Raw genomic sequence first — 20,232 nt, 5'->3', positions numbered from 1 at the left:
ATTTACAGCTTGGTTTAATTTTTTAAGACCTCATTCAGCCTTAAATGGTAAAGTACCAATACCACTAACTGAGCTGAATAGATACGAAACAATGCCAGCAAAATGGGCTAAACTAATTGAATTAGCACAACTACATGCCATAGAAAATCAAAAGCATAGAAGCAATATTTTAAAAGAAGCTGCTTAATTTTAAAATGCACCTTGACAAATTAACAGTTAAAATTTAAAGTTAAATTACACCCTACGGGATATTTATGCCCTTTTTTGGGTAAAATCTTTAAAATATCATCTTAAAGTATATCCAATCTTTTCTCTAACTTTTCATATTTCTTTTTACACTATCTAGGACATCACAATCATTATAATACAAACATATATTATTTATCAACATAAGAATAGCTATATTTGTAGGAACTTTTTTATCTCCTCTATCAATTTTGTTGTATTTTCATGGCGTTGAGCTATCTTTTCAACAGGGCACATATCGCTTTTATCTCTATTCAATATATACTGTACTTTTGTATTGTACTCGTATTTTATATCGGATTTTTTCAATACTTCAACGGCACTTTCACTTATAATATTCGCAAAAACAGACGTAAATCCTAATCTTATACAAAGCATTGCAGCTGCTTTGCCTATTACTTTATCGGCCAAACTCGTCTCTTTTACAATATCTCTTTTTTCTAAAACAATACTCAATAGTGGTTTTATTCCTCTTTCTCTGCTTACAAATATAACTTCCCCGTTTTTAACTACGACTAGAGAATAATCTTTTTCAAATAGTATATTTTTTGCCATTTCTAAATCATTCATCATACTACCACCTTGTCCAATATTTATGCTAACCCCAAAAGTAAAACAAGCAAATGAGCGGAAATTCCAGCAGCAATACCTCCTATAACATGACTAGTTATAGCTTTTGATATAAGTTTCCTATGTCCTAATGCATCTAGCATCGCTACATGAGTACTTAAAAATCCACTCCAGCACATACCCATAGCAGTAAAAACTGCAATTTCATTTGGGCCTATAACTCCACTTTCTAAAAATTTTGGTACTAAACTTAATGCAGCACCTACCGCTCCAAGAGCCGTTATCGGAAATGCAATAGCCTCTGGATTTTTAAATCCAAATAAAGGTTTAATGATAGGTGATAACCACTCACCAATTTTAGGTAAAAGCTGCACTCCTTCATAAGCCTTTCCTTGATATCCAACTGAAGGATCAATTGGCCCAAAAGTTAAAAGCATTATAACAGTACAAATTACTAAAACTCCTGGAATTATACTAAGTCCGATATCTACCCCTAACTTGCCTCCTTCTAAAAAAGCAGTTAAAAATCTTTCAAAAAAACTTCCTTCTGTATGTTCAATAATATTATCTTCAATATCCTTATTCCTCTTATTTCCCATCCCTTTTTCTGTCTTTTCTGACTCTTCTGGTAATACTTTTTTAGTTCTGTAAGCCATTATTCTAACACTAACAATGCTTCCTATTATAGCACCAATATTCCCTATTAATGCCTCTTTAAAATATCCTTTACTCGTCATAAAAGTCGTAACTATAAGTCCCATACCAAACGCAGTTCCTAAATTACACAGACAAGGTACTTGATGTTTTTTAAAATAACTTAAAAAATCATCATCCTTAGATAATGATATAATTGCTGGATTATCAGAAAGATAAGTTGTTATTATTCCTAAAAAGGCTACTCCGGGCATATTAAATAAAGGTTTCATTAAAGGAGAAAATATCTTATTTAACAGCTTAACTAATCCGAATTCTGTTGCAAGTTTACCAAAAGCACCTGTCAATACCGCTATTGCCATTATATAAAATACAGTATCGATTAGCAACTGATAAGCCGTTGCCATAATAGTTGAAAACATATTACTAATTCCCATTCTCGCCCCTAAATAGCCAAAAAATAAAGAAATAATTACTAAAAAAATAACAGTGTCCAAGTATGGAATCGTTTTCCCATTCTTTCCCGAAAATACTTTGTGCATCACTTACCACCCCTTTTAGTTATTTAATTAGCTATAACTTTATGTCATTATTCAATATTATATAAAATATAAAATGCTAAAGCAACAAATTTTATCAATATGTAAGATATTGGACTTATCTATTTCGCACCCTTTTCAAATTCCACAAATCTATATTACAACATTTTTTAAATTAATATTTCAACTAAAGATGTGTAAAACTAATACAAATAGTTTAAAAGGGGTGTTTAATTTGAATATCAAAGATAAAAAAGAAAATTTAACAAAAGATGAATTATTAGTCGATTACATTAAAGACAAATTGGAAGAAAAGATGCAGGCATCTAGTATGGATATTAATGTAACTTGCAGAGATGGAGTCGTTCACCTTTCTGGTTTTGTTGATGTGCTAGCAGAAAAAGAATATGCAGAGCAAATTACTTACAGCATCGACGGAGTTAAAAAAGTAGAGAATAATATAACTATAGGTGTTGAAGGACAGATTACAGATAAACATATTGAAAAGGAAGTCATTGACAGACTTCGCAATAACAACTATTCTGAAAAAATAAGTGGTATTGGGGTTAAAGTAAAAGATGGTGTTGTAAATCTAATTGGTCATGTAGATACATTAAAAGATTCACATATTGCAATGAAAATTGCCTCTGAAGTCAGAGGTGTAAAAGATGTTGTAAATAATACACAAATCTCTACTCTAGGAGTAATTGACGATGTTACTATAACTAATATGATTAGAGATAAATTAAATAGAGCTGATTTTAGCGGAGAAGACATTGCCTGTACAGTTACAGGAGGTATTGCCTCATTATCTGGATATACACAAACCAAAAGAGATGCAGAAATAGCAAAAGAATTGGCTATGAGTGTTGAAGGAGTAAGAAAAGTTATTAATAAAATTCGAATAAGAGAAAAATAAGCCATATCATCGGATATGGCTCTTTACCCTTCAAATAAATCTTTAAAAAATTCTTCTATTTGTTTATTTCTTCTTCGAGTTTCTTCTATATCTATATAATATTTATTATCTTTAATCACTACTACATCTCCTTCTTTAGCATTCTGCGGGAGATTATCTTTAAGTATATTGATGACTTCTAAATTTTCTAACTCAATCACAGCATAATCTCCTTCAAATCTATCAATTATACCCCTAATAAAAATACCGTTGACTTATATCTATAAAAACCTTATAGAAAGCAACGCATACCTATAAATCTTTATAAATTTATAGGTCTTATCCGATACTTCTATTATGAGGCTATAAGCCTGCATAACTCGAAGTCGCTTTCTACTTTTATAGGATTGCACAGCTTAAAATTAAGCCAACGGTTTTCACCTCCTGTTTTGTATTTTTGCTGTGCTTTTTTACTGCCCAATATACATATATTCCTTGCTCCGTTTAAATCGGCATTGATTATTTTATTTATAACTTCATCCTTAAATAACCCTCGCTTAACTCGCTTCCCATTTAAAGCATTAGTTAAGTCAAGGTTATATTGGGATAGCTTTTGTATTACTTTTATATTTTCTGTTAAACTACTTACTTTTGATGTATAACTTTCATCTACATATTTTACTTTTATTCCATAATCTTTTGCTTTATATTCTATGTATCTTAATAATTTCCCAAATGGTATTTGTATGAAGTTTTGTTTGTTAGCTTTATTTAATTTGCATTTACCGTTATTTTTAAGATTGTTTAGGTTGTCCGATAATATTATCTCTGTTACATTATGTTTTCCTAGATACTCTAATACTCTTTTACTGATTTTATGAAATTGATCATGAAAATACCTATTTCTTTTTTCATAAAGATATGTTCTATATTTTTCTAAATATCTTTTTCTGTTTTTGTCTTTTGTAATCATTATTTCTCTGTTTAATTTTGCTATAAACCTATTAAAGTTGGCGTTATATGTCTTAAACTTTTACCATCTATTATTAAACTTGGCACATCTTTATCGTCTACATATATGCTTAAAAGATTATTTATTCCTATATCTATCCCTGCACTTTTGTAAGGTTTTTCTTTTATTTCTTTTTCTTCTTTTTCATATATGAAAAGTAAGTACAATTCATTGTTTGAAAAGTTAAGATGTACTGCTTTAATATTTTTTAAATTCCCTACTACTTTCTCTAATTCTTTATGATTTATATATGTCCTTATCATTTTATTGTTAAGGTTTATTCCTAGCTGATTTTTTCTTTTTAATGAAAATCCTTTATAACTATCTAATGGAATTGTATAATTAGTTAGTTTTGATAGTTTTTTAGGTTTGGGCGGTTTTGCTTTATAATCTCCATTTTTAACTCTAGTGAAAAACCCTTTATATTGAGATTTTACTCTTTTTATTATTTCTACTATATTATGAATTTTAAGTTCTTTAGATAAGTTTATTAAGTCATTCATTATTTGATGGTTTTTATATTTATTTCTGATATAAGTTAGTTTTTCTTTTAGCTTTTTTGGAGTAGTTCCCCTAAATAGTGCTCTCATTATTTCATAATTAGTTAACAACCTAAAATCTCCGATGTTTTGTTTATAGTCTTGATTAAGGAGTATTATATACATGTTTTCAAAATGTCTATACTTATAAATATAATCTATAACTTTGGATTTGAATTTTTTATCTTTTATTCTCATTTTGTATGTTCTTATATTTTTATTCCCGGCTATAGATTTACTCATTTCCTTTTAACTCCCTCTATAATCTTCCTTAACTACTTTTTTGAATTTATAATTGTTTTAAGGTTTTTATAAGTTTTTATAAATATTTTGTAACTGTTAAATACCTCCTATTCTATACAATTTTTATGAGGTTTATATCCTGCTTTTTCTGCTTCTTCCCTACTATGGAATATTACTCTATTCTCTTGTTTCGGCAAACTTTTACATGTCGGCACATGATAAACTTTTGTCTTTTTATTTCCTATATAAAATATTTTATTATCTTTTTTATTTTTTACCATATTATTATTTGCAACATCTTTATTAAAATCAATTTTATGTCCATCAGAAGCTGCAATTATAGTCCCTAACTCATCTGTTCTAAATACCTTTATTCCCATTCTATTTAGTCTTTCCAAAACTTCCTTATGAGGATGTCCATAATCATTATCTTTTCCAACCGATATTACTGCAAATCTAGGGTTAACTCTTTTTAAAAACTCGTAATTTGTTGAAGTTCTACCGCCATGATGCCCAACTTTTAAAACATCCGCCTTTAAATTATATCCTAACTTTATCATTTCTTCCTCAGAATCTCTTTCCGCATCACCGGTGAAAATAAAAGAAGTGTTTTTATAAATTAATTTATTAACTATTGAATATTCGTTAGTTTCATCATACTTTTCAGAATTTGGAGCAATTATTGTAAATTTTAAGTCATCTGTATCTATAATACTTAATCCACCTTTTGCTCGCGTAATTTTCAATCCTTTATTCTTTATTTCTTTTAACAAGTTTTCAAATATTTTTGTATTACTTGTCTTATTTGGCATATATACTTTTCCAATATCAAAATTCTTTATAACTTCTGGTAATCCGCCAATATGATCCTCATGCGGATGAGTCGCTATAATATAATTAATCTTATTAATCCCAATCTTTTTAATATATCCAACTACAAATCCTCCATCTTCTCTATTGCCACCATCTATTAATGCAGTCTCACCATTCGGAAATTGTATTAATATGCTATCTGCTTGTCCAACATCAAGGAAATGGACTTTTAAATTACTACTACTAGATACATTTTGATTCGATACTTTAGCGTCAGTACAACCCGAAAGAACTACAAGCAATAAGATTAATATTAAAAATTTCATTTTTGTTGCTTTTATAAAATTCATCATTGTCATGCCTCCCTAGATGTAAAAATATCGTTATTTGTTTTTTAATTTCATTTTACCATAATAACAGCAGCCTATAGCCCCATTAAACTGGGGATAATCCAACGGAATTACCTCATCATAATCTGCACTCAAATATTTTATTAATGCACTGTTACAAGCTACACCGCCTGAAAGCACTAGCTTCCTGCCTTTAAATCTAGTCAAAAGCGGCTTCAATCTTCTATATAAAGAAAAATTAACACCAGAACATAAAGATTCTATATTTACTCCTTCTGCAATTTTTCCTATTAATTCAGATTCAGAAAAAACTGCACAAGTTGAATTAAGCTTAACTGGATTTTCATAATACTTAAACAGCTCATCTAAAGGAACTTCTAAAACATTAGCCATGTTTTCTAAATATCTGCCGCATGAGGCTGCACATTTGTCATTCAACTCTAAATCACTTATAATCCCCTTTTCAACCTTCACAACTTTAACATCTTGTCCGCCAATATCTAGTAAAATAAAATCTTTCAAGCCACTCTGATAAATTGCACCATATACATGAGCCTTTATTTCATTGATAGGCTCAAACTTTTTTAAATCTGTATTGTTTCTACCATAACCTGTCGAAATCGCTATATCTACATCTTCAACATTGAGCTTTTGCAAATCTACTACTATCTTTCCATCAAAGCCACAGTAATCTCTATAAAAAGACATAGTACTTACCTTAAACATATTTGTTATCTCTTTATCTTCCATTAATGCAACCTTAACTTCTCTACTTCCTAAATCTATTCCCAAGATTTTCAACTTCAGCACCCCTTTAGATCACTAATCATATCCAAAAACGCTTCTATTCTAAATTTAGTTCTAGCATCTAAATGATTCAATTTATCACCTTCTATGTTTAAAACCGGTATATCTAATTCTTTTTTAATAATAATATCTTCAATTGCCCTATAACAAAAAGCTTGAGTATAATGTATAATACCATCTATCTTTCTCTTTTTAATTTCTTCTTTTATTTTTTCCAATCTAAAATTAATATCATATGGATAAGTATAATCGTAATACTGTTCGTAAATATCTTTAGCTTTTTCGGCTCTTGGAAAGGCAAATTCTCTTTGAACTTCGTTATAAATTATATGTGAATCAAATTTTTCTACGAATTTATATAAATCTCCAGTCATAGGCGGTACACCTATATATCCTAATCTTACTTTCCTCTTTACTGGGCTTCTTTTTTCCATTTCATGCAACTTTTTTAATAACATTTCCTCAAATTCGTCTATATCTCCATTAAAATCACTTAAACTCACTTGATATAAATGATTTTCAAAGCCATTTACTTTTCCTTCTATATATGTAAGCTCATCTATCCTCTTTGCAATTTTTCTAATATCATTTAATCTTTTTCTAATTGATTCAACTTTAGTTTCGGAAACTCCAAATAAATCCATAAAATCTTTTATAGTCTTCTTTACATCAATTAAGCTATGACTATGCGGATATGCAAAAGGATATACTTTTATTCCATTTTGCTTTAACACTTCTATTAATGCTTTAGTATTCGAACAATCTCCTTCTATTACACCTATTACTTCAGTAATTTTATTTTCCAAAACAGCTCCATAAATACCCTTAATCCAAGCACATGAACTCTTTGGAAAACCGTCCCTTTCTGCTATTTCTATATATTTCCAATATTCCTCTGAAGTAATAAAAAGATTATTTAAGTCAATAACTCTATATCCCGCAGCTAATAAAACTTCTATTGGTACAGTTGTAGTTATTCCTATTGTTTTCATCTTAAGTAACCTCCTAAACAGTTAAATCCAGAAAAACAAAAAAGGCATGCTCAATACTTTCTATCTAACCTTTAGAAATCTTCTTATTTTGTATTTATAGTATTTAATGGCTAAACTATAACATATATCATAAATAATAAAAAATACCTGCAATAACAACAGAATAATCCATATCGGCAGTTTAATATCTATGTTACTAATAAATAAATTAACTGCAATTATATAAGTCGCATATACGAATAAATTGAATAAAACAATTTTTATTATCCACTCGATTAAAATATTATTTATCTTTTCAATATAATATTTTATTATTCCATAATAACCAAAATAAATGACATACGGTACCATAATCAGCTTGTTGGGTATAATCATAAACCCCAAAATAGAAATAGCTCCGTAAGTTATTAAAGAAAAGTAAGTTTTAAATTCTATTACAATAGCAGCAATGAAGATAGTACTTAAGCAAAAGAAAAAGATTTTATTAGTAGGTAATATCGAAGCTAAATATAGACATAAAACAGATAATAATACAACAAAACCACCTAGAGCTACCTTTTTAGAATTACTTAAATCGCTCATATTATTAGCCTCCATTAACAACAAGAAATAAAATCTCCTCCCATACACTCACAGCAGCAATCAGTACATATCAAACATTCACAAATTCTGCAAAGAGAAGTATCATCCCCATAACCCATATTTCGTCCTATATCTCTATAAGTATCATTTCTATATGAAATATTATTTAATACGTTTCTATATTCAATATTATTTGGATCTAAATTAACGGCTTTTCTAACATGCTGATATCCCTGTTCATACCAACCTTTTCTCAATAATATTACCCCTTTTAAAAAATACCATTCCGCTCCTCTATTTGTACTGCTTTCTAATATATCATATGCCTCTTTAAGTCTTCCCATATCAATCAGTCTGCGAACTTCTTCAAATTCATTATAACCATTACTTTCATGTCGATAGTAATTCCAATCATTGCTGCCTGAATTATTCCTATTTCCTTTATTCATAAGAATATTATACGCTTCATTTATTTCTTTCAGTTTTTCTTCGGCAAGATCGGCAAGAGGATTGTTAACGTATTGATCTGGGTGGTATTTTCTTACAAGTTTCTTATATGCTCTTTTTATTTCTTCTTCACTTGCACCTTCTTCAAGCCCTAATACTTTATAAGGATTTTTCATTTTTTACAACTCCCTTTCTCAAGAATCTGCATCATTTTACGTCTCGTTCCCATATAAACTATATTTTCAATTATACTTTTATTATACTTTATATCAAGTAATTCGTAACTTTTCGCTAGATTATCTAGCGTAAATGTAAGAGTAAATTCTATAGGATTCCTTACTCTACTTAAAAATTTTTCCAGTTCTTCTTCAGGATTATATTTGTATTGTAATAAAATAGGATTATAATTATTTTCTTTTATATCTTTTTCAATATCGTTAAAAGCATCTAATACATAAATAAAGCGTCCTAAATTATATCCAAGCCATCTTAAAATTCTTATCGTCTTATCATCGTTTATAAATGGAAAAGCTGCTATCTCTTCCATTAACTTACCAAAAACGTCAGCGCTCTCATCAATAATATCGCATTTTTCTTCTTCTAATTTTGCTAATTTATCCAGATTATTTTTAATAGCAAAATATTTTTCTTTAAAAACATATTTAGCTTTATTTTTAGGAAAAATAAAAGGTATCATGCCCATTAAAGAAAGTAATTTCCTCTCATCCTTCCAATCATCTAATAATTTATAATAGACTAGAATAACACTAATATAAGCACTATAACTAATATATTTATTTTTCATTACAATAGGCTTTTTCTTAAATGGATTAGCAATACAACTTTCATATTTTATTTTATCTCTCTTTTCATCTAAAGATGATAATAAAAGTCCTAAAAAAGTAAAATCATAATTTAATCCAAATCTAACTATTTGATTAAATTCACTTCCAAGCGTCTTACATAATCCGCAATAATATGCTTTAAATGTGTTGTATTCTCTAACTTTTAATTCATCTTTATATGGTGTTATATACCCAAACAATTTATCCACTCTCTCTATTTTATCGTTCAATTAATATTTTAAAATATGAAATAAGAAATAACAATAATATTCTTGTCGAAAAATATCCAATATTTAAGGATTCGATTATAGTTTACTATTAAATGGCAATAATAGAATTAAAATTAAAATTGGAGGTAAGTTTATGAGGATACCAAAACATATCGGAATAATTCCTGATGGAAATAGAAGATGGGCTGTAAAAAATGGCTTTTCAAAAGAAATGGGATATGAAAAAGGACTTAAACCCGGTATTAAAGTATTTGAATTATGTTCAAAAATTGGAGTTAAAGAGCTTACTTTTTACGGCTTCACCATGGATAATACAAAAAGGCCGTCAATACAAACTAAAGCATTTACTAAAGCATGTATAAAAGCTGTAGAATTACTATCAAATAAAGATGCTTCTTTGTTAGTCGTGGGCAACACTGATTCTCCTATGTTCCCTAAAGAATTGCTGCCCTATACTAATAATAGAAAAACATTTGGCAGAGGAGGTATAAAGGTAAATTTCCTAGTTAACTACGGTTGGCAATGGGATGTGAAAAATTTAATAAATAACCAGAGTAATTCCAACAATGTAATAGGTTTATTGCATTCGCAGGATATTTCAAGGATAGATCTTGTCATACGCTGGGGAGGCAGAAAAAGATTAAGCGGTTTTTTACCTTTACAAACAGTTTATTCAGATTTTTATTTTATCGATGATTACTGGCCTGATTTTAAAGAAGAACACTTTTATCAAGCTATTGAATGGTACAACAAACAGGACATAACATTAGGAGGATAAAATATAGGCTTAAGCTACCTACAAGCCTATATTTTATCCTTCACTTATTCAACATAATTGCCGTTTATTCAAATTATATCTTTCTATTTTCTTATATAGCCCAACTCTACTAATCCCTAAAATTTTTGCAACCTTATTTTTGTTCCAATCATTTTCTTCTAAACATTTCAAAATAATTTCTTTCTCTATTTCTTCTATTATATTTTTCAAACCCTTTCCTTCATAAAAATACTTTTTTGTTTTATTTTTGGTTATTTTCTCTGGCAGATGTTCAGGCTTTATTATCAAATCTGAATCTAATAAATTTATCGCCCTTTCTATCACGTTTTCTAATTCCCTAATATTCCCAGGCCAATCATAACTTTCGAGACATTTTATTGCGTCATTCGAAATACCTTCTACATACTTTCCAAGTTTACTAGATACTTTTACAAGAAGTTTTTTCGCAAGAATGCTAATATCTTCTTTTCTCTCTCTTAAAGGAGGTATCTTAATAGACATTACATTTAGCCTAAAATAAAGGTCTTCTCTAAATAGCCCTTGTCTTACAAGCATCTCCAAGTCCTTATTGGTAGATGCTATTATTCTAACATCTATATTCCTTACAACATCTCCTCCTAATCTTTCAATTTCTTTTTCCTGAAGTACCCTTAAAAGTTTAGCCTGCATTTTTATAGACATATCGCCTATTTCATCAAGTAGAATTGTTCCCCCATTAGCTAGCTCAAATTTTCCTTTTTTCCCACCTTTTCTGGCACCGGTAAACGCCCCTTCTTCATACCCGAATAATTCAGATTCAAGCAGTTCCTCTGGTATTGCAGCACAATTTATTCTAATAAATGGACCCAAATATCTCTTGCTGGCATTATGAATAGCATGTGCAAAAAGCTCTTTCCCCGTTCCACTTTCTCCAGTAATCAAAACGTTCGAATCTGTTTTTGCCACTTTCATAGCCAATTCTTTTACTGCCTGAATACTAGCACTACTGCCGATTATGTCTTTAAATGAATATTTTGCAGTTCTCTCTTTATTTAGTTCTCTTTTATAATATTCTAGTTCTTGCTCTAATCTATTGACCTTATTAGTTAGAGTAACTAAATCGCTTACATCTTTAAACATGACCTTACCAACAGCGCCGATTACTTTCCCATTCCTTTTTATCGGAATACGCATAGATACCATCTTATTACCCTGTACTTCTTGAATCTCGCCGATTTCCATTACTCCTGTTTTTAAAATAATATGCATCCTTGTATTTTCTATAACTTCAGTAACATGCTTGCCTTCAGGATTTTCACAACCAATAAATTCTTTATATGCTTTACTCATCATAATAATTATTCCTTTTTCATCTACTACAACAACTCGTTCATTTAATACATCTAAAATTGTATTTAGTATTTCTAAATGTATTTTATCTTCTTCAATTTTCTTTAAATCTGTTATTTCCCTGAATAAAGCTATTGCTCCTTCAATTTTTTTATCTTTAAATAAAGGCATTTTGCTTAAAATAAATTTTCTTTCATTATATGTAAACTCCTTTTCTACTTCTTTCTTTCCTGTTTTTAATACTCTATTAAGTTTGATGCTTGATATAAAATCTTCTAATTTCTTCTCTTTTACAGCCTGAAGTCCAAATATTCTCTTTGCAGCTTCATTAATTATAATAACATTGCCCGATTTATCTATCCCTATTACTGCATCAGTTATATTTTTTAAAATTTCTTCAAAACTATTTATAAGACTCATTTTATCCTCACCCTTAATACGTCAAATCAAAATTATGCTTTATCGAATATAAAACTTTGTTAAATTATATCATATTAGGCAATGTTATGACAAAATATCAACATATTTATTATATTTTTATATGTACTGTTAAAAATATTTTAACACATAAAATTAAGCCAATAGTTATAAGATATAACTATTGGCTTATCATGTTATTATTATACTATTCTTTTGATTTTTTTACTGCCTCTATCTCTTCAATTAATGCTGGAATTACTTTATTTATATCTCCAACAATACCAATATCAGCAACTTCAAATATAGGAGCTTCAGGATCTTTATTTATAGCAATAATAAAATCTGATTCTTCCATTCCAGCTAAATGTTGAATGGCTCCTGAAATACCACATGCTATATATAAATCAGGTCTAACTGTCTTTCCAGTCTGTCCTACTTGATGCTCCCTATCAATCCATCCAGCATCAACCACTGCACGTGAAGCAGCAACTAATCCACCAAGTTCATCAGCAAGTTTTTTAAGTAATTCGAACTTCTCTGGGTTGCCAATACCTCTTCCACCTGCAACTAATACATTCGCTTCTTCAATTTTTATTTTCTGCTTTTTCTCTTTTACTATTTCCAATATTTCAACATTTACATCCTCTTTAGAAAAATTAATTTTAAATTCCTCAACTTTTCCAACTCTACTTTCATCTTTTTCAAACAATGGCATTACTCCGGGTCTTACTGTAGACATTTGAGGCCTATGATCTGGACAAACAATTGTAGCCATCAGATTTCCACCAAAAGCTGGCCTTGTCATCAAAAGATTTCCAGTCCCTTCTTCTATATCTAAAGAAGTACAGTCTGCTGTAAGTCCTGTATGTATTCTAGCTGAAACTCTAGGTGCTAAATCTCTGCCTATTGCTGTAGCACCAATTAAAAATATTTCTGGTTTCCTTGATTCTATTACTTCTGTTAAAGCTTTAGCATAAGGTTCTGTCATATAAACCTCTAATATTTTATCATCTATATAAATAACTTCATCGGCTCCATAGTGAATTAGAGTATCTGCTTTATCTTTTATATTGTACCCAAGTATAATAGCCGTAACAGATTCACCTATTTTATCTGCAAGTTCTCTACCCTTTCCAATTAGTTCTAGTGAAACTCTCTGAATTTCACCTTCTCGCTGCTCAACAAAGACATATACACCTTTAAACTCTTTAATATTCAAGGTACTCCCTCCTTAATCTATGCCAATTTTAGATAAAAAACTTCTCCTTCAATTTTTCTACTATTATCTGTGCAGCCTCTTTTGGCTCTACGTCATATACTTTACCCGCTGCTTTTGCTCCCTTCGTAAAAGATTTTTTAACCTTTGTCGGAGAACCTTTTAACCCAATATTTGAAGGATCAATATCTATATCTTTTAAAGTCCATCTTATTATTTCTTTTTCTCTGAAGGCATCAAATACCCCGCCTACAGACATATATCTAGGAGTATTCATCTCACTTAAAGTAGTTATTAAACAAGGCATCTTTACTCTAATCAAATGGTATCCATCTTCAAACATTCTTTTTAAAATTAATCTATCATTATCCAATTTTAAATCTGCTACATAACTGACTTGAGGAAGCCCTAGATGTTCTGCTATTTGAGGCCCAACCTGAGCAGTATCTCCATCTATAGCTTGTCTTCCAGCAATTATTAAATCATAATCTAATTTCCTTATAGCTGCTGCAAGTGTCGAAGATGTAGCCCAAGTGTCTGCACCTGCAAACGCCCTATCACTTAATAATATCGCTTTGTCCGCTCCCATAGCTAGAGCTTCTCTCAATGCTTTCTCTGCTTGTGGCGGTCCCATAGTTAATACTGTTACCTCGGCACCAATTTCATCTTTTAACCTTAACGCTGCTTCTAATCCGCTTTTATCATCTGGATTTATTATACTAGGCACACCTTCTCTTATTAATGTTCCTGTTGTTGGGTCTAATCTTACTTCAGTAGTATCAGGAACTTGCTTAATACAAACTATTATCTTCACCTTGAAACCCTCCTATCTTAACATACTAGCAGCAATAACCATTCTTTGAACTTCAGAAGTACCTTCATATATCTCAGTTATTTTTGCATCCCTCATCATTCTCTCAACTGGATATTCTCTTGTATATCCATATCCTCCATGCAATTGAACAGCTTTTGTTGTAACTTCCATCGCTGTTTCAGCCGCAAAGAGTTTAGCCATAGCTGCATATACACTATAGCTTTCATTATTATCTTTAGCTTTAGCTGCTCTATATACAAGCAATCTTGCAGCATCAGTTTTAGTCTGCATATTAGCTAAAGTAAACTGTGTATTTTGGAATTTCGCCAAAGGTCTACCAAACTGCTTTCTTTCTTTCACATATTTAACAGTCTCATCGATTGCTCCCTGAGCAATACCTAAAGCCTGTGCTGCTATACCAATACGTCCGCCATCAAGCGTTTTCATAGCAATTTTAAATCCTTGCCCTTCTTTTCCAAGTAAATTTTCCTTAGGCACTCTACAATTTTCAAATATAAGCTCACATGTAGATGAACCTCTTATTCCCATTTTTGACTCTTTCTTTCCAACACTAAATCCTTCAAAATCTTTCTCTACAATAAAAGCTGATATTCCCTTAACTCCTTTATTCTTATCTGTCATCGCCATGACTATATATACATCTGCAAATCCAGCATTCGTTATGAAAATTTTTGAACCATTTAATATATAATAATCACCATCTAATACAGCTTTAGTCTGTTGCGCAGCCGCATCAGTACCTGCATTCGGTTCAGTTAGCGCAAATGCCCCCAATTTTTCGCCTTTAGCAAGCGGAACTAAATATTTCTGTTTTTGCTCCTCTGTACCAAATTCAAATATCGGCGATGCACATAAAGATGTATGTGCCGACATAATAACTCCAGTTGTAGCACATACCTTTGATATCTCTTCAACAGCCATAATATAAGCTAAATTATCTCCACCTTGTCCACCATATTCTTTAGGAAATGGTATACCTAAAAAACCGTATCTAGCTAATTTTTTTACTGTCTCTACTGGAAACATCTCTTTTTCATCGACTTCTTCTGCAAGAGGTCTTACTTCCTTTTCAGCAAATTCTCTATACATTTCTCGTAACATTTCATGTTCTTTAGGAATACGAAAATCCATTCTTTACCCTCCTTTATATAATCGGATTAAATTTAATTTTATTGTTAATATTTTAACTTGATTTACTAAAAAAATTATTTACCATTCTCTTATAATTTTTCAGTAGCAAATTCTATGCCAATTCCGAAATAACTCCAATATCACAAAAACAAATATAGACTCGTCTACTTATTAGTTAATTTAATATTTTAAAAATTATTTTCTGAAAAAAATCTTTACACTCATTTTTTTATATTACTAAACGCGGGCATTAAAGCGCTTTTAAGAAATGTTTAAAATATTTACATGTAAACAAAATATACAATTATTTGCCTTATTTAAAAAATAGCCGCCCACCTCTAACTAAATCTTAAGAGATAGACGGCTAATCTTATCCTTTCAACCACATAAATTGATAAGGGTTAAGTGTAATTTCTATTATTCCATTAACTACATTAACATTTTCATTAGATATAAGGTCTCTTAAAACATTTACTTTTTTAAATTTATATTTTTTCAAATCTATTTTAATTTTCTGCTCTTTATTTGATACGTTATTTAATACTATTATAGTTTCTTCATTATCTAAAGAAGCTCGTATAAATGAGAATACAGATTTATTTTCAAAAATTACTTTTTGCTTTGCATTTGGATGGAATGCTTTCTGTTCTTTTCTTATTTTGATTAACTCCACATATTTGTTAAAAATCTTATTTCTTAACGTATTTTTATCATTTAGCTCTTTTTCTAGATTTTCTAACAGGAGTTTCTCTCTGTTAATTCTTCTATATATCCCGCTTTCTTTTACTCCCTCATTATAATTTCTTGAGCCTAATAGACTGTGTATATAAATTGCTGGTACTCCCATCAGCGATAAAAGTATAGCTTGTGAACCCATGAATCTCTTTATTTTAATGTCTTCTTTATCATCTGGATGTGATAGTTGCATCAAAATAATTTATATTAAGCTCATACGGGCTCTCTGTTCCATCTCCATTATCTTTATATGAAACATACCCGCCATACTCCTTTGCTTTTTTGCCATTTCATTTATCTCTTTTTCTGATAAAATACCTCTAGCTGGCATTACTCCTATACCGTCATGTGATGCTAAAAAATTAAAAAACGTAGTCCTACTAGATATTTGTTCTAACGAATCAGCCCATTTTAATAAATAGCTAGCATTGCCTGTTTGATATGCATTTAATACTAATGGCGGCAATGGGAATTGATAAACCATTTGAGCTTCATTATATCCATCTCAAAAGTAGCTTATATTATCTTTATGAGGCACATTTGTTTCCGTTATCAATATAGTTTCTGGCGCTACTATATCAAGTATGTCTCTAAATAATTGTATTACCTTATGGGTCTGCTTTAGATGAATACAACTCGTACCAACTTCCTTCCATAAATATCCAATAGCGTCTAATCTAATCGTTTTAGCTCTTTTAGATACATAAAATAAAATTAACTCGATTATTTTTAATAATACTTTTTCATTTTTAAAGTTTAAATCTATTTGGTCCTCACTAAAGGTTGTCCAAATATATTTCTCACCTTTTGAAGTTTCAAATTTAGTAAGCAGTGGTAAGGTTCTTGGCCTAGTAACTTTTGAAAGTTCCGGACAAGGCTCTGTTTCTATAAAAAAGTTTTCATATTCTTCTTCTCCTTTTAAATAGCGTAGTGTCAAAAGTTTAGGTCGAATTTCTAATCACCAATCTCGGTTCTATAAGCACTCTTTTCGTAATCTTGCATTTCTTATCTATTAACTCAAGTAAAATATTAATAGCTTGACTACCAAATTCTTTTTTCGGCTGATCTATTGACGACAGAGCTGGATAAACATATTCGCATAACTGAATATTATCAATTCCCAGCACTGCAATTTCATCTGGAATCGACAATCCCATTTCATTTATTGCCTTATAAACGCCTAATGCCCGTTCATCTCCTGATACAAAAAATGCATCAGGTTTATTTTTTCTTAATATCTTAACCGTTTCTTGATATGCAGTATCTAAACTACTTATATTAAATAATACAGATTGCTTAATATTAATCTTTTCTTTACAAGCATCTATAAAACCCTTGCTTCTTTCTTTATTAACAATAAAGTTTTCATCTCCTAGAAAAAAAACTATATTTTTATATCCTTTATTTATCAAATATTTTCCACCCATATATCCAGCCTTATAATTATTTAAATCAACATAACAAGTATCTGAATATGTAATATCTTTACCAATAATCACAAATGGAATTTCGTTTTCTCTCAAATAATTAATTCTAATATCATTTTTAATATTATCGAAAATAATTGCTCCATCTGCCATTCTACTTTTCAATAAATAAAAACCATCTGTATCATCATCTAAACAGCCCTCTGCAGAAGAAGGTGAAATAACTATCTTATATCCTCTCTGTTTTGATTGTTTAATCAATTCCTGCACAATTTCATTGTGCCATATACTCCAATATCCACCGCTATGCTTATCTATAAAAACTATTATAGTTTTAGTTTCTTTTTGTCTAAGTCCTCTTGCAAGAATATTTACCTGATATCCTTGTTCTTTTATTACCTTTAATACTTTTTGTCTAGTTTCTTCCTTTACGTTACTACTATTATTTATTACTCTAGACACCGTCTTTACTGATACACCTGCAAGTTTTGCTATATCAGACATAGTAATATTTTTCATTTTTCATTCCTCCATATGACAACGTTGTCATAGTTAATTATAATACAATTATTCCCTATTTGCAATAGTTTTTTTATATGCACTTAACTCTTTAACTCCAAAATCGTTTCTGATATAATAATATGGAATTTTATGAAAGGGAGGAAATTTTTATGACTAATATTAAAGCTTGTATATTTGATTTAGACGGTGTAATTGTCGATACTGCAAAATATCATTATTTAGCTTGGAAAAGGCTCGCAAATGAGCTTGGATTTGATTTTACTGAAAAAGATAATGAAAAATTAAAAGGCGTTAGTAGAATGGAATCGCTGGAAATACTCCTTAACTTAGGTAATATTAAAGTTGATGAAGAAACAAAATTAAAATTAGCCGAAAAGAAAAATAATTGGTATAGAGAATTAATTTCAAAAATGGACGAATCTGAAATACTTCCAAGAGTTAAAGAATTTATTAATGAATTAAAAAATTCAAATATCAAAGTCGCAATAGGTTCTTCAAGTAAAAATACTATGACTATATTAAATAGTATCAAAATGACAGATTTTTTTGATGCTATTATCGACGGTAACAAAATAACCAAAGCTAAACCAGACCCCGAAGTGTTTCTTTTAGGAGCAGAAGCATTAGGGGTAAATCCTAATGAGTGTGTTGTATTTGAAGATGCAGAATCGGGCATAAAAGCAGCTAAAAATGCCGGAATGTACGCTGTTGGTATTGGTTCTAAGGAAATTTTAAAGGAAGCTGATAAAGTTATACCGAACACAAACAGTCTAACATTAGATATTATTAATTTTTAGAAAAAAAGCTAACAGTTAACAGTCAGTAGCTGTTAGCTGTTAGCCAGTCAGCTCACTTTATATAGGATTTATCCTCTCCCCTTATTTGAAAAATAATTGATTACTCCCGCTGTAATTATAAGAAAAGCACCTATTAAACTAAAAATATCAGGTATTTCAAACCAGATTACAATTCCCAATATCATAGAAAAAACAATGTTCATATAAGTATAAATTGAAAGCTCACCTGCCGGAGCAAACCTATATGCATTAGTCATTAAAAATTGTGCGGTTGTAGCAAATACTCCCAATAAAATCAATTTTATCATGTCATTTAGAGTCGGCAAAACAAAGTACCCAGAAGCCATAACAGGTATCATAGTCAATGTTGAAAATAATGTAAAATAAAAGACTATAATTTCCGGTGAATCTGTATGCCTCAAATGTCTTATCGCTGTATAAGCAGCTCCAGCAAAAAACGCAGATAAAAGTCCTATAAAAGCCGGTATAATAGTATAACTAAATTGTGGTTTAATAACAAAAGCGACTCCAATTAAAGCAGCTATCAAAGATATAACTTGTGTTTTGTTAAACTTTTCTTTTAGAAAAATCGCTGATAATACAATTACAAAAAATGGTGATAATTTATTAAGTATTACTGCATCTGCTAAAGGAATTTTCGATAAAGCAAAAAAATAACAAGCTACACCTAATAATCCAAATACACTTCTTAAAAATAGTAATTTTTTATTATTCCCAGATATTTTCCTACCTTTCTTTAAAATAATATATGTTGAAACAATAATACCAAGCAAATTTCTAAAGAAAATCTTTTCTGCCACCGGAACATTATTTAGTGATTTTACTGTAGCTGCCATTAATGCAAAAAATAATGATGATAGTAGAATTAGTATTATACCTATCTTTCTGCGTTCCATAAAAAAACCTCCTTAGTTAAACTCGTAGTGTCAAAAGTTTAGAGCAAATTTGACACCCAAACATTGAAATTTGAATAATATATAGGTTTGGTTGTCTCCCCCCTCTTTGGATATACTTTAAGTAGCACCAAAAATATAAAAGAAATACAAAAGAAAGGAGAGACAAACCAAAAATGAAATCTTTAATTATTAACTTAACAAATACTATCAGAATTCTTTATGTTTTAGTAATTTATCTTCTAATCCCATATTTTAAAAATCCTATAAAACCTAGAACTAATAAACCAATAAGCAAACCATATAGAAAAATCGAAGTTGATACCGAACTTCCTATTATAGAAACAATTGAAGTTCCTAA

The 20,232-nt window shown here is 29.9% G+C and carries 25 protein-coding genes; 5 read left to right on the top strand and 20 right to left on the bottom strand.

The annotated features are described in order from the left end of the window. Window positions 1-187: hypothetical protein (locus tag BUB51_RS07985; protein WP_479722837.1), on the top strand; the 187-nt coding region annotated here is incomplete at its 5' end. A gap of 212 nt (window positions 188-399) precedes the next feature. Here BUB51_RS07985 and BUB51_RS07980 read toward each other — a convergent pair. Both BUB51_RS07980 and BUB51_RS07975 read right to left on the bottom strand, forming a co-directional pair. Continuing rightward, window positions 400-816 (bottom strand): DUF1893 domain-containing protein, encoded by a 417-nt coding sequence (locus tag BUB51_RS07980; RefSeq protein ID WP_073196863.1) that lies wholly within the window; start codon window positions 814-816, stop codon window positions 400-402. 23 nt (window positions 817-839) lie between these two features. Beyond that, on the bottom strand, window positions 840-2,012 hold the full coding sequence (locus BUB51_RS07975; protein WP_073196861.1) for a CD0519/CD1768 family membrane protein: 1,173 nt from the start codon (window positions 2,010-2,012) through the stop codon (window positions 840-842). A 232-nt stretch (window positions 2,013-2,244) separates the two neighbouring features. Between BUB51_RS07975 and BUB51_RS07970 the strand changes: the two genes are divergently transcribed. Then, complete coding sequence (locus tag BUB51_RS07970; RefSeq protein ID WP_159430402.1) at window positions 2,245-2,928, top strand: BON domain-containing protein; 684 nt, start codon at window positions 2,245-2,247, stop codon at window positions 2,926-2,928. Window positions 2,929-2,951: 23 nt separating this feature from the next. Here BUB51_RS07970 and BUB51_RS07965 read toward each other — a convergent pair whose 3' ends face one another. The 9 genes from BUB51_RS07965 to BUB51_RS07925 form a co-directional block, all read right to left on the bottom strand. Further along, window positions 2,952-3,155, bottom strand: coding sequence for a DUF3006 domain-containing protein (locus BUB51_RS07965; protein ID WP_278294239.1), 204 nt, complete (start codon window positions 3,153-3,155; stop codon window positions 2,952-2,954). A gap of 107 nt (window positions 3,156-3,262) precedes the next feature. Further along, window positions 3,263-3,880 carry an IS200/IS605 family accessory protein TnpB-related protein gene (locus tag BUB51_RS07960; protein ID WP_073196859.1) on the bottom strand — a complete coding sequence of 206 codons (618 nt, stop codon included), beginning with the start codon at window positions 3,878-3,880 and terminating at the stop codon, window positions 3,263-3,265. Window positions 3,881-3,900: 20 nt separating this feature from the next. Further along, window positions 3,901-4,701 (bottom strand): hypothetical protein, encoded by an 801-nt coding sequence (locus BUB51_RS07955; RefSeq protein WP_073196857.1) that lies wholly within the window; start codon window positions 4,699-4,701, stop codon window positions 3,901-3,903. A gap of 107 nt (window positions 4,702-4,808) precedes the next feature. After that, window positions 4,809-5,867: an MBL fold metallo-hydrolase gene (locus BUB51_RS07950; protein ID WP_242945570.1), complete on the bottom strand. Its 1,059-nt coding sequence runs from the start codon at window positions 5,865-5,867 to the stop codon at window positions 4,809-4,811. A gap of 30 nt (window positions 5,868-5,897) precedes the next feature. Beyond that, window positions 5,898-6,674 (bottom strand): acyl-CoA dehydratase activase, encoded by a 777-nt coding sequence (locus BUB51_RS07945; RefSeq protein ID WP_278294238.1) that lies wholly within the window; start codon window positions 6,672-6,674, stop codon window positions 5,898-5,900. Next, window positions 6,668-7,663, bottom strand: coding sequence for a 2-hydroxyacyl-CoA dehydratase family protein (locus tag BUB51_RS07940; RefSeq protein ID WP_073196853.1), 996 nt, complete (start codon window positions 7,661-7,663; stop codon window positions 6,668-6,670). Before BUB51_RS07940 ends, BUB51_RS07945 begins: the two co-directional genes overlap by 7 nt. Before the next feature lie 60 nt (window positions 7,664-7,723). After that, window positions 7,724-8,245: a hypothetical protein gene (locus tag BUB51_RS07935; protein WP_073196865.1), complete on the bottom strand. Its 522-nt coding sequence runs from the start codon at window positions 8,243-8,245 to the stop codon at window positions 7,724-7,726. 14 nt (window positions 8,246-8,259) lie between these two features. Then, the gene (locus BUB51_RS07930) at window positions 8,260-8,868 is read right to left on the bottom strand and encodes a J domain-containing protein (protein ID WP_073196851.1); all 609 of its coding nucleotides are present in this window, start codon (window positions 8,866-8,868) and stop codon (window positions 8,260-8,262) included. Continuing rightward, window positions 8,865-9,737 carry a DUF5685 family protein gene (locus BUB51_RS07925; RefSeq protein ID WP_073196849.1) on the bottom strand — a complete coding sequence of 291 codons (873 nt, stop codon included), beginning with the start codon at window positions 9,735-9,737 and terminating at the stop codon, window positions 8,865-8,867. The genes BUB51_RS07930 and BUB51_RS07925 overlap by 4 nt, the downstream gene beginning before the upstream one ends. A gap of 163 nt (window positions 9,738-9,900) precedes the next feature. On the opposite strand from BUB51_RS07925, the gene uppS reads away from it, so the two are divergent. Further along, window positions 9,901-10,545, top strand: a complete 645-nt coding sequence (gene uppS, locus BUB51_RS07920; protein ID WP_073196847.1) for a polyprenyl diphosphate synthase — start codon at window positions 9,901-9,903, stop codon at window positions 10,543-10,545. A gap of 48 nt (window positions 10,546-10,593) precedes the next feature. On the opposite strand, the gene BUB51_RS07915 is transcribed toward uppS, so the two are convergent. From BUB51_RS07915 to BUB51_RS07880, 8 genes are all read right to left on the bottom strand, one after another. Beyond that, the gene (locus BUB51_RS07915) at window positions 10,594-12,294 is read right to left on the bottom strand and encodes a sigma-54 interaction domain-containing protein (RefSeq protein WP_073196845.1); all 1,701 of its coding nucleotides are present in this window, start codon (window positions 12,292-12,294) and stop codon (window positions 10,594-10,596) included. Window positions 12,295-12,499: 205 nt separating this feature from the next. Then, window positions 12,500-13,513, bottom strand: coding sequence for an electron transfer flavoprotein subunit alpha/FixB family protein (locus BUB51_RS07910; protein ID WP_035163333.1), 1,014 nt, complete (start codon window positions 13,511-13,513; stop codon window positions 12,500-12,502). A gap of 28 nt (window positions 13,514-13,541) precedes the next feature. Continuing rightward, a complete protein-coding gene (locus BUB51_RS07905) occupies window positions 13,542-14,324 on the bottom strand; it encodes an electron transfer flavoprotein subunit beta/FixA family protein (RefSeq protein WP_073196843.1) in 783 nt (260 codons plus the stop codon). A gap of 12 nt (window positions 14,325-14,336) precedes the next feature. Continuing rightward, a complete protein-coding gene (locus BUB51_RS07900; RefSeq protein ID WP_073196841.1) occupies window positions 14,337-15,476 on the bottom strand; it encodes an acyl-CoA dehydrogenase in 1,140 nt (379 codons plus the stop codon). Window positions 15,477-15,846: 370 nt separating this feature from the next. Beyond that, window positions 15,847-16,404, bottom strand: a complete 558-nt coding sequence (locus BUB51_RS07895; protein ID WP_083599557.1) for an alpha-glucosidase C-terminal domain-containing protein — start codon at window positions 16,402-16,404, stop codon at window positions 15,847-15,849. Window positions 16,405-16,413: 9 nt separating this feature from the next. Then, window positions 16,414-16,695: a hypothetical protein gene (locus BUB51_RS07890; RefSeq protein WP_073196837.1), complete on the bottom strand. Its 282-nt coding sequence runs from the start codon at window positions 16,693-16,695 to the stop codon at window positions 16,414-16,416. 21 nt (window positions 16,696-16,716) lie between these two features. After that, complete coding sequence (locus BUB51_RS07885; RefSeq protein WP_073196835.1) at window positions 16,717-17,148, bottom strand: alpha-amylase family glycosyl hydrolase; 432 nt, start codon at window positions 17,146-17,148, stop codon at window positions 16,717-16,719. Window positions 17,149-17,152: 4 nt separating this feature from the next. Next, window positions 17,153-18,157: a LacI family DNA-binding transcriptional regulator gene (locus tag BUB51_RS07880; protein ID WP_035164389.1), complete on the bottom strand. Its 1,005-nt coding sequence runs from the start codon at window positions 18,155-18,157 to the stop codon at window positions 17,153-17,155. Between the two features lie 152 nt (window positions 18,158-18,309). On the opposite strand from BUB51_RS07880, the gene pgmB reads away from it, so the two are divergent. Next, entirely contained in the window at window positions 18,310-18,957 is a 648-nt protein-coding gene (gene pgmB / locus BUB51_RS07875; protein WP_073196833.1) for a beta-phosphoglucomutase, read from the top strand. 68 nt (window positions 18,958-19,025) lie between these two features. Here pgmB and BUB51_RS07870 read toward each other — a convergent pair whose 3' ends face one another. Continuing rightward, entirely contained in the window at window positions 19,026-19,874 is an 849-nt protein-coding gene (locus BUB51_RS07870) for a DMT family transporter (RefSeq protein ID WP_073196831.1), read from the bottom strand. Window positions 19,875-20,047: 173 nt separating this feature from the next. Here BUB51_RS07870 and BUB51_RS07865 point away from each other — a divergent pair. After that, on the top strand, window positions 20,048-20,232 hold a 185-nt coding region (locus BUB51_RS07865), incomplete at its 3' end, for a hypothetical protein (RefSeq protein ID WP_200791906.1).

This window comes from Caloranaerobacter azorensis DSM 13643 (assembly GCF_900129995.1).
GTDB lineage: Bacteria > Bacillota > Clostridia > Tissierellales > Thermohalobacteraceae > Caloranaerobacter > Caloranaerobacter azorensis.
The sequence above is the reverse complement of the archived record's forward strand: the minus strand, read 5'-3'. Positions and strand labels throughout refer to the sequence as shown.